The 12,096-nt window shown below is 38.6% G+C and carries 15 protein-coding genes; 7 read left to right on the top strand and 8 right to left on the bottom strand.

Annotated features, from left to right (window positions below):
* Position 1: 1 nt before the first annotated feature.
* Entirely contained in the window at positions 2 to 508 is a 507-nt protein-coding gene (locus FTV17_RS15550) for a hypothetical protein (RefSeq protein ID WP_257219935.1), read from the top strand.
* Between the two features lie 277 nt (positions 509 to 785).
* Here the strand turns inward: FTV17_RS15550 and FTV17_RS11650 are convergent, their stop codons facing one another.
* The 4 genes from FTV17_RS11650 to pyrE form a co-directional block, all read right to left on the bottom strand.
* Positions 786 to 1,754: a copper resistance protein B gene (locus tag FTV17_RS11650; protein WP_179999723.1), complete on the bottom strand. Its 969-nt coding sequence runs from the start codon at positions 1,752 to 1,754 to the stop codon at positions 786 to 788.
* Positions 1,741 to 3,474, bottom strand: a complete 1,734-nt coding sequence (locus FTV17_RS11645) for a multicopper oxidase domain-containing protein (RefSeq protein WP_179999721.1) — start codon at positions 3,472 to 3,474, stop codon at positions 1,741 to 1,743. Before FTV17_RS11645 ends, FTV17_RS11650 begins: the two co-directional genes overlap by 14 nt.
* Positions 3,475 to 3,518: 44 nt before the next feature.
* Positions 3,519 to 3,950, bottom strand: a complete 432-nt coding sequence (locus tag FTV17_RS11640) for a hypothetical protein (protein ID WP_179999719.1) — start codon at positions 3,948 to 3,950, stop codon at positions 3,519 to 3,521.
* A 251-nt stretch (positions 3,951 to 4,201) separates the two neighbouring features.
* Positions 4,202 to 4,852, bottom strand: coding sequence for an orotate phosphoribosyltransferase (gene pyrE, locus FTV17_RS11635; RefSeq protein ID WP_035264688.1), 651 nt, complete (start codon positions 4,850 to 4,852; stop codon positions 4,202 to 4,204).
* A gap of 38 nt (positions 4,853 to 4,890) precedes the next feature.
* Between pyrE and FTV17_RS11630 the strand changes: the two genes are divergently transcribed.
* Both FTV17_RS11630 and FTV17_RS11625 read left to right on the top strand, forming a co-directional pair.
* Positions 4,891 to 5,709 (top strand): exodeoxyribonuclease III, encoded by an 819-nt coding sequence (locus FTV17_RS11630; protein ID WP_179999717.1) that lies wholly within the window; start codon positions 4,891 to 4,893, stop codon positions 5,707 to 5,709.
* Between the two features lie 445 nt (positions 5,710 to 6,154).
* Positions 6,155 to 6,505 carry a Spx/MgsR family RNA polymerase-binding regulatory protein gene (locus FTV17_RS11625; protein ID WP_179999715.1) on the top strand — a complete coding sequence of 117 codons (351 nt, stop codon included), beginning with the start codon at positions 6,155 to 6,157 and terminating at the stop codon, positions 6,503 to 6,505.
* A 48-nt stretch (positions 6,506 to 6,553) separates the two neighbouring features.
* On the opposite strand, the gene FTV17_RS11620 is transcribed toward FTV17_RS11625, so the two are convergent.
* The gene (locus tag FTV17_RS11620) at positions 6,554 to 6,991 is read right to left on the bottom strand and encodes a DUF2147 domain-containing protein (protein ID WP_035264927.1); all 438 of its coding nucleotides are present in this window, start codon (positions 6,989 to 6,991) and stop codon (positions 6,554 to 6,556) included.
* Between the two features lie 143 nt (positions 6,992 to 7,134).
* Here FTV17_RS11620 and FTV17_RS11615 point away from each other — a divergent pair, with 143 nt between their 5' ends.
* Entirely contained in the window at positions 7,135 to 8,049 is a 915-nt protein-coding gene (locus tag FTV17_RS11615; RefSeq protein WP_179999713.1) for an alpha/beta hydrolase, read from the top strand.
* Between the two features lie 61 nt (positions 8,050 to 8,110).
* On the opposite strand, the gene FTV17_RS11610 is transcribed toward FTV17_RS11615, so the two are convergent.
* The 3 genes from FTV17_RS11610 to FTV17_RS11600 form a co-directional block, all read right to left on the bottom strand.
* A complete protein-coding gene (locus tag FTV17_RS11610; protein ID WP_179999711.1) occupies positions 8,111 to 8,878 on the bottom strand; it encodes a transporter in 768 nt (255 codons plus the stop codon).
* Positions 8,879 to 8,890: 12 nt separating this feature from the next.
* Entirely contained in the window at positions 8,891 to 9,433 is a 543-nt protein-coding gene (locus tag FTV17_RS11605) for an ankyrin repeat domain-containing protein (RefSeq protein ID WP_179999708.1), read from the bottom strand.
* A gap of 125 nt (positions 9,434 to 9,558) precedes the next feature.
* Entirely contained in the window at positions 9,559 to 9,918 is a 360-nt protein-coding gene (locus tag FTV17_RS11600; protein ID WP_035264715.1) for an HPF/RaiA family ribosome-associated protein, read from the bottom strand.
* A 240-nt stretch (positions 9,919 to 10,158) separates the two neighbouring features.
* Between FTV17_RS11600 and puuE the strand changes: the two genes are divergently transcribed.
* The 3 genes from puuE (at position 10,159) to uraH (ending at position 12,081) form a co-directional block, all read left to right on the top strand.
* Positions 10,159 to 11,121, top strand: a complete 963-nt coding sequence (gene puuE, locus FTV17_RS11595) for an allantoinase PuuE (protein ID WP_179999706.1) — start codon at positions 10,159 to 10,161, stop codon at positions 11,119 to 11,121.
* A gap of 133 nt (positions 11,122 to 11,254) precedes the next feature.
* Positions 11,255 to 11,758, top strand: coding sequence for a 2-oxo-4-hydroxy-4-carboxy-5-ureidoimidazoline decarboxylase (gene uraD, locus FTV17_RS11590; protein ID WP_179999704.1), 504 nt, complete (start codon positions 11,255 to 11,257; stop codon positions 11,756 to 11,758).
* Entirely contained in the window at positions 11,755 to 12,081 is a 327-nt protein-coding gene (gene uraH, locus FTV17_RS11585; RefSeq protein ID WP_179999702.1) for a hydroxyisourate hydrolase, read from the top strand. Before uraD ends, uraH begins: the two co-directional genes overlap by 4 nt.
* Positions 12,082 to 12,096 lie beyond the last annotated feature (15 nt).

Below are 12,096 nucleotides of genomic sequence, written 5' to 3'. Positions count from 1 at the left end.
ACTGAGTTGCTTAAGTATACTTTTGATGGCCTGTTCCTCGCTTCTTAATCCAAGTATTCAGAATTCACTAAAAGAAGTGAGAACATCAAAATTCCTAAAAAATGAAGATAAAACAAAAACCATTGGTGGGATTGATGCAAATAGTAATGGTGTGCGTGATGATATTGAGGGATACATAAAGCTCAAATATGGGAATAACCCTGAATTTGTTAGCGTATATATGCAGTATGCACAAGAATTACGAAGAAAGCTGACTTTGGCTAGTGATGATCGTGAGGTCTATCGTAGAGCGTCACACGAAGTTAGTAGAAAAATGGTTTGTGCTGCAGAAATTGACTATAAAGTTGAGCCTGAAAAAATGTATCGGGACACAATGATCATTTATGCCCTGTCGGTGAATACCAAGCAACGTAAGGCTGAAAGTAATCGTATTAGCTCGTTAGTGAGTGGCATGGTATTCACATTACCAACTGAGGAACACTGCAAAATTAATGAATACGTTTATTAAAGTGTCCAACTTAAAGAAGAATGGGTGTCCAAATACTTATTGATTTTGCACTTAACGTAATGCAGAACTGTTCTACATTCATCATAGCTTTATTATTTGGCTTATATTATGAAAAAATTGAGCATTGGCTAGGTCTACATTGGAATAAAAAGAAAAGCTAGATAAGAAAATTTCGCATAAGAGATTTTATGCTAAATAAAAATATTTCATAAAAAACCTTTTCATATTTTAACTAAATAGCCTCACTTTAAATGAGGCTACTTGATTGTTAAATTAATTAAAATTTGAATCTAATGCCCGCCCCATATAACCAATATTTCTCACTACCTGATGCTATTTGCCATGTGGTTTCATCGTTTCCTTTCGAGTATTCGTAAGCAATATTGATATAGGGCATAACTTTTTTACTAATTTCAAAGCGTGTTTCAAGTCCAAGCGTAGCATTGCTTAGACCTGTTTTTTTAGCATATTTAGAGTCATCATTAAGAATCATATCAAGCTCTAAATATGGTTGCACAATCAGCTTTTGGCTGATCAGTAGATCACGTTCAGTTTCCAGGCTAAAACCTATATAGCTGTCTTCACCGGCATAGAAATAAGCATCAGTTTCGAAGAAATATGGTGCCATACCATATAAGCCAAACACCGCATCGACATTTTCTTCGGTATCTTTACGATGATCATTGAGTTCAACTTTATCACTGCGGTAACGTGCACCAGCCTGCACATCCCAAAACTCTGAAATCATACGGCTATATAAAATTTTGGCATCATAATGCGCATCATGTGACTCTTCTTTATCTGCATGGACTTTAATGAAAAGCTTATTTTCATCTGTGCCAATAAGTGTTTCAAACTCTGATTTTAATGCTCCTGTCCCATCATCATTGACCAGCCATTGATTATCTACAGTGGTAACTGCATAAATTTGCGCACCATGTTCTTTACTGTGGTCATGCCCTTGGTATGCTGTTTCAACTGTGTCTGAGGCAGTAGATACAACGTGACTTGAATGATCTTTTACAGACTGTTGAGACATATTTTGTGGAGTATTTGCTGCATTATTCTGTTCATGACTCATCTGACTATGATTCATCTGCATATTTTGGCCAGAGGATGTAACAGATACAGTTGCATCTTTTGCAGGCACACTATGATCTTCATCATTATGTGCAAAACTCGCTGTACTGATCATCAATAATGCTGTGGATAAAACACTTTTAGAAAAAAGATTAATGGTGTGCATGTTCAGCTCCTTGGCTAGCCTGAGTAGCATTTGTACCTTGGATTGGTGCAGTAGAAACTTGTCCATTGCTGACATTCGCCACGATTAACTTATTCATCATTCCTGCGCTCATGTGATAAAGCAGATGACAATGGATTGCCCATTCACCTAACTCATCTGCAGTCAATAAAGCAGTTACTGTTTTACCAGGCGGCACAATTAGCGTGTGTTTGTTCGGCATATCTATAGGCTCTTGAGCATTTTCAAGCTGCATAAACATGCCATGTAAATGCATCGGGTGAGCCATCATACTGTCATTGATGAATTTGATACGGATGCGCTCGCCATATTTCACTTTCAGCGGTTCAGCATCACTGAATTTTTTACCATTAATGGTCCAAATATAGCGTTCCATAGTTCCGCCCAAACGTACCACCAATTCACTTGTGGCTTCTCGGGTATCTTTTTGCGGTTCGAGCGATTTTAAATCGGCATATTGCAAGGCTTTATTGCCTGCAGGTGTAGATGCATTTGCCCAACCGTAAACTACTTGATCATTCTTTTGCGGTTTTATTGCACCATCATTCATTTTCGAATGATCCATGCCTTGTACATCCGCTTGGTTCATCTGAGAATTATCTATGCCCTGCATATCACCGCCGCCATGTCCCATATCTTCCATGGTCAACAATGAACGTGGACGTGGTGCAGGCATATGAATATTGTGTGTTATAGGATTCAATTCATTATGCAGGGTGCCTATTGCATAGCCTGAACGATCAATTGACTCAGCTTCAATCTGATAATGTTCACCCTTAGGCTCAACAATCACATCATAAGTTTCTGCTGTTCCAATACGGAATTCATCCACAGCAACAGGTTTTACAGGCTGACCATCAGCGCTGACCACTGTCATTTTTAAATTTGGAATGCTGACATCATAAAAAGACATCGCTGAAGCATTCACAAAGCGCAAACGAATTTTTTCATTCGGCTTGAACATGCCTGTCCAATTCTGTTCAGGTGTTTTACCGTTAATAAGGAATGTATAGCCTGTAACATCCGACATATCCGTTTTCAGCATACGCATCTGATTCCACATTTTGCGGTCAGACCACGTTGCTTTTACGCCATCACGTTTAATTTGCTTCCAAACATCAGCCAAAGTTTCACGCTGATCTTGATAATATTCTGCAGAAATTTTCAGGTCTTTTTGAATTTGATCACTGTTTTTTTCATGAAAATCCGACAGCATTACGACATAGTCACGCTCGGTTTTTTCATGTGCCGCAAGCGGTTTTTTCCCTTTAGGATAAATCACAAAAGAGCCATATAAACCATCTTGTTCCTGCCCCTTAGAATGAGCGTGATACCAATACGTACCGCTTTGACGAATTTTAAACTTATAGACAAATTCTGCATGCGGTTTAATGCCGTTAAAACCATTAAAGCCTGGTACACCATCCATAATACCCGGCAACAGCAATCCGTGCCAATGAATAGAAGAGTCCTGATTTTTTAAATTATTTTTTACACGAATGATGGCTTCATCACCCTCTTCAAACTCAAGCAGAGGTGCAGGAAATTGACCATTTACGGTAATACGTTTTAAAGGTTTTCCAGTTGGGCTGACAACTGCTTCATCAATAACAAGTTGATATTCACGTACTTCGGCAAAAACCAAAGGCGACGATGCAAAACAAATACCCGCTAACAGGTACGAACTAATTTTATGAGACATAACTTAACCTTAATTTTTGAAAATAAATAAATTTTTAAGATTGGTTAAGCTTTAGGAGGGCGCAGAATTTCCTGCCAATGACCTTTGAGATGCTGTTTTTTATAGAAAGAATGTACTATTTCTAAGGATTCATTAGCTTTTAAAGCATCTAAGTATGGCTTATAGATATCTAAAGAAAATACATAGATTTGACAATGCCATAAGGCACAATCACTGCATTCACTTGAGGTGTCATTTACCATCATTAGATCACAATTCGGTAGTAAGTTCTTCTCTATAGGAGATGTATCATGACAATTGCTATCAGTATTAGCTTTTACATGATGAGAACTAAAATTATTTTCTTGAGATATTGACGTTTGAAACATCATCATACTGTGTATGGGCTTTTGTACAGCAGAGACAACACTACTCCATCCTATGATAAAAATCATAAGGCAACAAAACCAAAGTTTTTTTGAAGTGATTGTTAACACAGAGATACTTATATCAAAATTATATTTAAATTATATATCTCATTTATAAGTAATCAAATACCCTTTAAGAAATCTAAAAATTAACATAATACACCTTATACGAAATGATTTTTTATTAAATACAAATTAACAACTTATATCGATATAAAAACCCAGACCTATAAATCTGGGCTTTTTTATAGATTCTTCACGTTCCACGCTTATTTATTAAGCAATGTTTCACATTAATATTAATTAGAACTTTATAATACTTAGATTCCGTACTTCACACGGTACGCTTCCATTTTCGCTAAAGCATCTTTGTCGCCTTTAGCATCTAAGTAATCCATTAAATCTTTCATTGTGATAAGCGCATGCACAGGAATTTCAAGCTCTTTTTGAACTTCTTGAATCGCAGACAATTCACCCTGACCTTTTTCTTGACGGTCAAGCGCAACCAATACACCCGCTATTTGCGCGCCTGCATTTTTTAAAATGGTCACAACTTCACGAATGGCTGTACCCGCAGTGATCACATCATCAATGATCCATACCTTTTTACCTTCAACTGAAGCACCAACTAAAACACCCCCCTCACCGTGATCTTTAACTTCTTTACGGTTGAAGCCCCAAGGTACACTGACACCGTGGTTTTGTGACAATGCCACAGCAGTTGCAGCGACAAATGGAATACCTTTATACGCAGGGCCAAAAATCACTTCAACATTATCACATTCAGTTAATTTTGCTGCATAGCCAGAAGCCAAGCCAGTTAAGGCTTCACCGTCATTTAACAAACCGGCGTTGAAAAAATAAGGACTCACACGACCTGATTTTAAAGTAAACTCACCAAATTTAAGCACACCACGTGATAATGCCAGTTCGATAAAAGCTTGTGGATTAAATGCCGCTTGCGCTGTCATGAGGTGCTCCATTTATTAAATTGAGGTTAAACTCGAGCATGATACCAAAGAGTAGCTATCCTAGTGATCAAAAAATTTTACGTGTCGTATCAATCAACGTAAATGGTCTTCGTTCTGCAGAAAAAAAAGGAATTTTTGACTGGATGGCAACTTCAGATGCCGATGTCATTTGCATGCAAGAATCCCGTATTACACACGAACAATGGACAGATAAATTTAAGCCAGAAGGTTGGTATACACACCTATTCCCAGCTGAACGTCCTGGTTATGCTGGTACCGCAATCTATAGTCGTTTGCCGTTTATCTCAGTTACAGATGGTCTGGGTTTTGAATTGGCTGATTCACAAGGTCGTTTTATCTCAGCAGAATTTGATCTAGGCTTAGAGAAAACAGCTCATATTTGCTCACTCTATTTACCATCTGGTTCTTCTGGTGAAGAAGCACAAGCCCGTAAAGATCACTTTCTAAATGAATACAAGCAGATCTTGAAACAATGGCGTGATGAAGGTAAATCTGTGATTGTTTGCGGTGACTACAATATCGTATATAAACGCATTGATATTAAAAACTGGTCAGGCAATCAAAAAGCTTCAGGTTGTTTACCACATGAACGTGCATGGCTCGATCATATTTATGATGATCTAGGCTATGTCGATACCTTCCGTGAAGTGCGTAAAGAAGCAGAACTTTATTCATGGTGGTCAAACCGAGGACAAGCCCGTGCCAAGAACGTGGGTTGGCGGATTGACTATCAAGCTTGCTCGCCAGATTGGAAAGATCGTACTGTGAATGCATGGGTATATAAAGAAACGTGGTTTAGCGATCATGCCCCTGTCATTATCGATTATAAAATTTAGTGCCGTGCAAACTGAGTGAACAACTGTTTACTAAATGTACGCTAATTGCTCACAAATCTTGTCGTGTTAACGTATTTTTATTCCGACTAATTCAGTGCATTATTGTCGCACGGCACAGGGACATGTCAGGATGACAATAAGGATTGGAAGCCGTAGGATGAAAAGAAAATAAATTTCGGTTTATTTTCCAAGGATGAAGACATTGGACGTTGAATTGAGACCCGCATGATCAGGATGATTTAATGCGGGTTTTCTCTATTTAAAAGATCAATACAAATTTAAAGATAAGAAATTTTCCACTATTTTATTTATAACTACTTATTTGCAACTACCATAAAACCACACTGTAGATTTCAAACCTTTTCAAAATATTCTGATCGCATTTATTTTTTTGCGTAAATTTTGCTAAGCTCTAGACTGATCACAATGAATAAGACTGTTAGAGATGATTAAAGTTTACGGCATTAAAAATTGCAACTCGATGAAGAAAGCTTTCGATTTACTCAATGAGTTGGGGCTTAGTTATGAGTTCCACGATTATAAGAAACAAGGTATTGATGCTGAAACAGTACAAAAATGGCTAAATGATCTTGGTGCTGAACTTGTCCTCAATAAAAAGGGAACGACTTGGCGTAAATTGTCTGAGGAAGATCAACAAACAGCCCTTGCATCTGAACAGGGCTTGATTGAAGCACTGACTACACATACTAGCCTCATTAAAAGACCAGTGATCACTACTGAATCAGGCTATGTAGTAGGTTTTGATGAGAATGCGATACGAGCATTGAAGAAATAAGAAATAAAAAAAGCCGAGCAACTGCTCGGCTTTTTTATGAATCTTAAATTAGTTCACGCGTACCCAAGTTTGGTTACGACCAAGCGCTGATACACCAATGAAACCACGAAGTTCAAGCTTTTGGCCACCGTCTTTCAATGAACCCTTCAATTTGTAAGTTTTTCCAGATTGTGGGTCTAAGATTGAACCACCATCGTAATTCGTTCCACCTACATTTTTAAGACCTTTCACAATGGTTAAACCTTTTAAAGATTTCTTGTGATAAGGACCTTCACAGTTCGTACATGAATTTTCTTGACCCGGTGTGACAACACTCTGAATCGTCGCATTCAATGTTCCGTTTGGCTGTTCAGTGAATTTTACAAAAGCTTTAGCTTTTTTAGTTTTCTCATCAATCGTATTCCACACGGTACCATTGAGTGGATCTGCAGCATTTGCAAATACTGCTGAAGCGAGTAATCCTAACGCTAGTGCAATTTTTTTCATTGTTTTTCGTTTCCCTTGCTGAGTTGACTTTAATATTATTAAAAATTGATAACATTTAAGCAATTTTTGAATGTGACTATTTAGTATACCATTGTAATGCTGTGTTCTGATAATAAACATAATTTCATTAATATGGAAAAATAATGAAGATCAATCCGGTTTTGAAACAATACATAACAGAGTCTTTTTTAAAAACGAGTCTTCGCTTTCCGAGTCGCTTTAATCTTCCCCCCACCGTACTTCGTGTTGCCTTAGAGCAGATGACGCGTGTTTTTCCACAGTCCAAAGATGTCAGTATTCGAAAATTAAGAATCGCAGGTATTCGTGCCGAAGAAATTTTGCCTCAACCTGAAATGACTCAGCTCATTTTTCACATTCATGGTGGCGCATTCTTTTTAGGATCGTTAAATACACATCGCGCATTGATGACTGAAATGGCACTTCGGACTCAAATGCAAGTGCTACATATCGACTACCCTCTTTCACCTGAACAACGTTTCCCAGATCTCGGAGAAGCAATCTATGATGTGTACCAATTATTGGTAGAGCAAGGTGCTCAATCGAAAGATATTATTTTATCTGGCGATTCTTGTGGTGCCAATTTAGCACTTGCACTGGCTTTACGTTTAAAAGAAGAAAATCCAAAACTTCTTCCAAGTGGCTTGATTTTAATGTCACCCTTTCTTGACTTAACTTTGACCAGTGAATCTCTACGCTACAATCAAAAGCATGATGCTTTATTGTCAATTGAAGCTTTAGAAGCAGGCATAAATCATTATGTTCCTAAAGGTGTAGATGTATCAATTCCTGAAATTTCCCCAATTTTTGGAGATCTCAAAGGATTGCCACCGACATTGGTTCAGGTGGGTTCAAAAGAAATTTTGTTAGATGACTCTACGCGATTTGAAGAAAAGGCTAAAGCAGCTGGGGTAGATGTTGAGTTTAAGTTATACACTGGTATGTGGCATAACTTCCAAATGTTTAGCGCTTGGTTTGATGAAGCAAAGCAAGCTTTGACCGATATTGCAGAGTTCGCCCATCGTTTGGATAAAGACTGATTGAATCAAAACTGAAGTAAACATAAAAAAAGAGTAGCTTACGCTACTCTTTTTTGTTCATTTAGAATAAGTATGAGACACCAAATCCACCATGATAACTTCGATCGGATCCACTTAGGTCTACACCGATACTTGCATCTAACTGCGCACGATCATTCACGGCATAGATTAAACCAGATGCCAGTCCATACTCTCGCTCTTGGCTTTCTTTCTTGGTAAATACTGCTTCAGAATAGCCCGATAAATTACCCACGATTTTATACCCAATAGTAGGTACAGCAGTCACCGACCAGTCACTATTTTGAGCTGAATAGAACATTCCTATTCCTGTCGTTACAGTATCGTTATATTGATACTCAACAGATGAGCCCAAAGTATAAATATCATCAACATAAGTAAAACGATCATTTCCTGTTGCGATTTTAGCTTGTGCCAAAATTGCCATTTTCAGTTGATCATCTTGTAAGTCAACGTGATGCTTAATCCCAACAGAAACATCACCTAAACCATCATGGTCATCAGTTCGATTTTGGATTCGGGTCCGCTCCCACGCTGGGCCATCCCAACCCAATTGAAGCTCAGTATTCTTACTCAATCCCGTACGCAACAGGACATCAGCATTGAGTCGCAATGATTTATTTTTAAAACCATTTTCAGTACTTTCAACATACTGTGCAGTTGGAAGTCCCTGCTCCCATGCCAATTGACCTACGGGCGTAATGCCTGTGCTGAAACTCGTACCAGGTCGATCGAAGGCAAAATCTGCAGCCATCGCACTTACACTCGCGGTTGAGCAAAGTATCAAGCTCAGTTGTTTTAATTTTGTCATGGGGCACCCAAATTAATTTAATTCTTTCGTCATTTTTGCGCCACGGCTACGTAATAACTCGAGTGTCTCACGTTCTTCCGGTAAAGCCTGTGACCAATCAATGGTATCAAAATCGCAGTCGAAAAATAAATCACTAATTGAACTTAGAATGGTATTCCCCTCTTCATCTTTGGTATTAGGATCAACTTGATGATCAAGTAAGCGTTGAACTGCTGGTACACAAGCAGCACTCGCAGCATCCCAAAGTGGTCCGTAACATTCCTCTGCATCCCATAAATGGAAATTAGCTTTCGCTGCAATCAGTGCATCTAGAATATCAAGATGTACTTGTAATTTCTGTTGTTTTTCTTCTGTTGAAAGCGCATTTCCTTGCTCATACGCTTCACAAATTTCTTCCCACCATTGAAATAAAGTGTCTGACCACACAGAAACCGCAGGGCCTTTCTCTCCTGCGATAAAGTTTGGATCTAAACCTTCTGCTAACAGGCGCTTTACCTGTGCTAGGTCTAATTCTTCTAAGGCCTGTAAAAACACTTGTTGATGTGCTGTTAGCATTTACTTTCTCTACTATTTATCTATAACGACATTATGCCTAATAATGCAGATCATTATTCGATTAAATAAATCAAAACTGTTCATTCAAAATTTTATTCAAAAAAAAAGCCCCGAAGGGCTTTTTGCTATTCCACATCCACTTCATCTTCTTTCAGTTGGATGGGCGCTCCACGAGGGTTCTCTTTTTTCTCGAATACATGTTCAAGACTACGCTTTAATCGGTCAATCGCACCATGAATCGCTGTGTCGATATTATGACCTCTGTGATTGACCACGACTGGTTTTAATCCAGCTGGGCGAGCTTCGATCATACATTGAATATCGTCTGCACCGCCTTTATGGGCATTTTCATCACTTAAATGAACCGAAAAATGGGTAATTCTTTCACTATGGCGTTGAAACTCTGTATTTAGTTCTGCACGTACATAATCAATTAATCGCTCACTGTTTTGAATATTCTTATCTGTACGGATTTCTATGTTCATAAATATCATCCTCACTCTTCTTCTGAATCATTTTTGTGCAAAACTTTTTATCTTGGCACGTTTGTAGCTTGCAATCAAATTGCATCGAACATCTTCAATTGCTGTTTGGAATACGTCCCTCCACATTGAATGATGAACACTTTTGAGTCTGCAGAACCGTGTCCTTATACTTTGAATATCGGGCCTAACTCAAAAATATGCAAGTGGTATTTTAAAAAATTAATAAAAGGATTACTCATTGTGACAAGTACTTACTTACGCGGACAGGCGCTTATTGATTCGATTCAAAATGCACCTTATTCCAGAGACTTAAGAGGTTATGGGGCGAATCCACCTCATCCGCATTGGCCTAATCAAGCGCGTATCGCAGTGCAATTTGTCTTAAATTATGAAGAAGGTGGTGAAAACCACATTGAGCACGGTGATCAAGGTTCAGAGCAATTTTTATCTGAAATCGTTGGTGCTGCCTGTTTTAATGCTAAGCATATGTCAATGGATTCAATGTATGAGTATGGGTCAAGAGTCGGTTTTTGGCGTATTCACAATGAGTTCAAGAAACGTCAATTACCCATGACTATTTTTGGTGTGGGAATGGCTTTGGCACGTCATCCGGATGTGGTCGAAGCAATTAAATCTGCGGATTACGATGTGGTATCGCATGGTCAACGTTGGTTGCATTATCAGAATATGGATATTGAGACCGAAAGGCAGCATATGGATCAAGCCATTAGTGTACTTGAAACGCTATTCGGACAAGCCCCAATCGGTTGGTACACAGGTCGAGATAGTCCCAACACACGTCAACTTTTAACTGAATTTCCTCAAATCAAATACGACTGCGATTATTACGGCGATGATTTACCTTTTTGGACACAGCTCACCCATCCCAATGGCGAGCAGCATCCGCATTTAATTATTCCTTATACCCTGGACACCAACGACATGAAGTTTAGTTCAGCAGGTGGCTTCAATCATGGTGAACAGTTTTATCAATATTTAAAGGATGCCTTTGATGTCTTGTATGCCGAAGGGGAAACTGCACCAAAAATGATGTCTATTGGGATGCACTGCCGTCTTTTAGGACGCCCAGGACGCTTCAAGGCACTACAACAGTTCTTAGACTATGTTCAATCTCATGAACATGTTTGGATTTGTCGTCGTGGAGATATTGCGCAACATTGGATCGATCATTTCGCACCATAATTTCACATTCATGAGAAAAAGAGTGCTTTATAAAGTGCTCTTTTGATCTTTTTTCAGTCACTTTTTCCACCAAATCTACGTTGGCATTGTTATTGCAATTTAAGCCTAAAGTTTCAATGTATAGGTTTGAATTGTGTTGCTTTCAGAATTTAATCAAACATCTGTTGAACATCAGAAAGCATTTTTATTGCAATGTGTTCATATCCCAGGATGGGGCGAGGAAATCATTCATCACGGTCCTTTTGACACACGAGAAGGACTATTAAAGTATGCTGAACAACATGCCATTACATGGACATGGGATGAAATTTTAGCAGCCTTAAATACACACCCAAGGATTGGCGAAAGAAAAGCAAAACTTGAATTATCAGAACAAGAACAAACTTTTTCAAGGCGTGAACAAGCACGCATCACACATGATCAAGAAGTTCTAGATGCGTTATATAAAGGCAACTTGGCCTACGAAAAAAAATTCGGTTTTATTTTTCTCATTAAAGCTTCTGGTTTGAATAGCGAAGACATTCTGACTGCATTGGAATACCGCTTACTAAACGATTTTGAGACCGAAAAAAGAATCGTCCATCGCCAACTTTTAGAAATTGCTTTACTGCGCCTCTCACAGGAAATTCAAGCATGATCAGCTCACATATTTTAGATACCCACCTTGGACGTCCTGCAAGTAATGTTGAAGTTAAGCTTTTTTCTGCGTCTGGAGAGTTATTAGCGGTAGCCAAAACCAATTCTGATGGACGTGTGACAGCAGCAGATTTTGGACTCGATCAAATTGATGTCGCTGAATACAGCATCGAATTTATGACACAAGCTTATTTCTCAGCGCAGAACATCCCAACTTTTTTTCCAAAAGCCGTCATTCATTTTTCAGTAAACGATGCTCACCAACATTATCACATTCCCTTGCTCATTAGCCCTTATGCCTACTCCACCTATCGTGGCAGCTGAGCACTCGCAAATTTA

This window comes from Acinetobacter sp. YH12239 (genome assembly GCF_013417635.1).
Taxonomy (GTDB): domain Bacteria; phylum Pseudomonadota; class Gammaproteobacteria; order Pseudomonadales; family Moraxellaceae; genus Acinetobacter.
Note: the sequence above shows the minus strand (reverse complement) of the source record. Positions and strands in the feature narration are given on the sequence as shown.

Bases quoted from the DNA above. Each gene is read 5' to 3' on its own strand.
- FTV17_RS11650 (WP_179999723.1), bottom strand. From the start codon at position 1,754: ATGCACACCATTAATCTTTTTTCTAAAAGTGTTTTATCCACAGCATTA.
- FTV17_RS11610 (WP_179999711.1), bottom strand. From the start codon at position 8,878: ATGACAAAATTAAAACAACTGAGCTTGATACTTTGCTCAACCGCGAGT.
- uraH (WP_179999702.1), top strand. From the start codon at position 11,755: ATGATCAGCTCACATATTTTAGATACCCACCTTGGACGTCCTGCAAGT.
- FTV17_RS11620 (WP_035264927.1), bottom strand. From the start codon at position 6,991: ATGAAAAAAATTGCACTAGCGTTAGGATTACTCGCTTCAGCAGTATTT.
- FTV17_RS11605 (WP_179999708.1), bottom strand. From the start codon at position 9,433: ATGCTAACAGCACATCAACAAGTGTTTTTACAGGCCTTAGAAGAATTA.
- FTV17_RS11630 (WP_179999717.1), top strand. From the start codon at position 4,891: ATGATACCAAAGAGTAGCTATCCTAGTGATCAAAAAATTTTACGTGTC.
- FTV17_RS11625 (WP_179999715.1), top strand. From the start codon at position 6,155: ATGATTAAAGTTTACGGCATTAAAAATTGCAACTCGATGAAGAAAGCT.
- FTV17_RS11615 (WP_179999713.1), top strand. From the start codon at position 7,135: ATGAAGATCAATCCGGTTTTGAAACAATACATAACAGAGTCTTTTTTA.
- FTV17_RS11645 (WP_179999721.1), bottom strand. From the start codon at position 3,474: ATGTCTCATAAAATTAGTTCGTACCTGTTAGCGGGTATTTGTTTTGCA.
- FTV17_RS11600 (WP_035264715.1), bottom strand. From the start codon at position 9,918: ATGAACATAGAAATCCGTACAGATAAGAATATTCAAAACAGTGAGCGA.
- pyrE (WP_035264688.1), bottom strand. From the start codon at position 4,852: ATGACAGCGCAAGCGGCATTTAATCCACAAGCTTTTATCGAACTGGCA.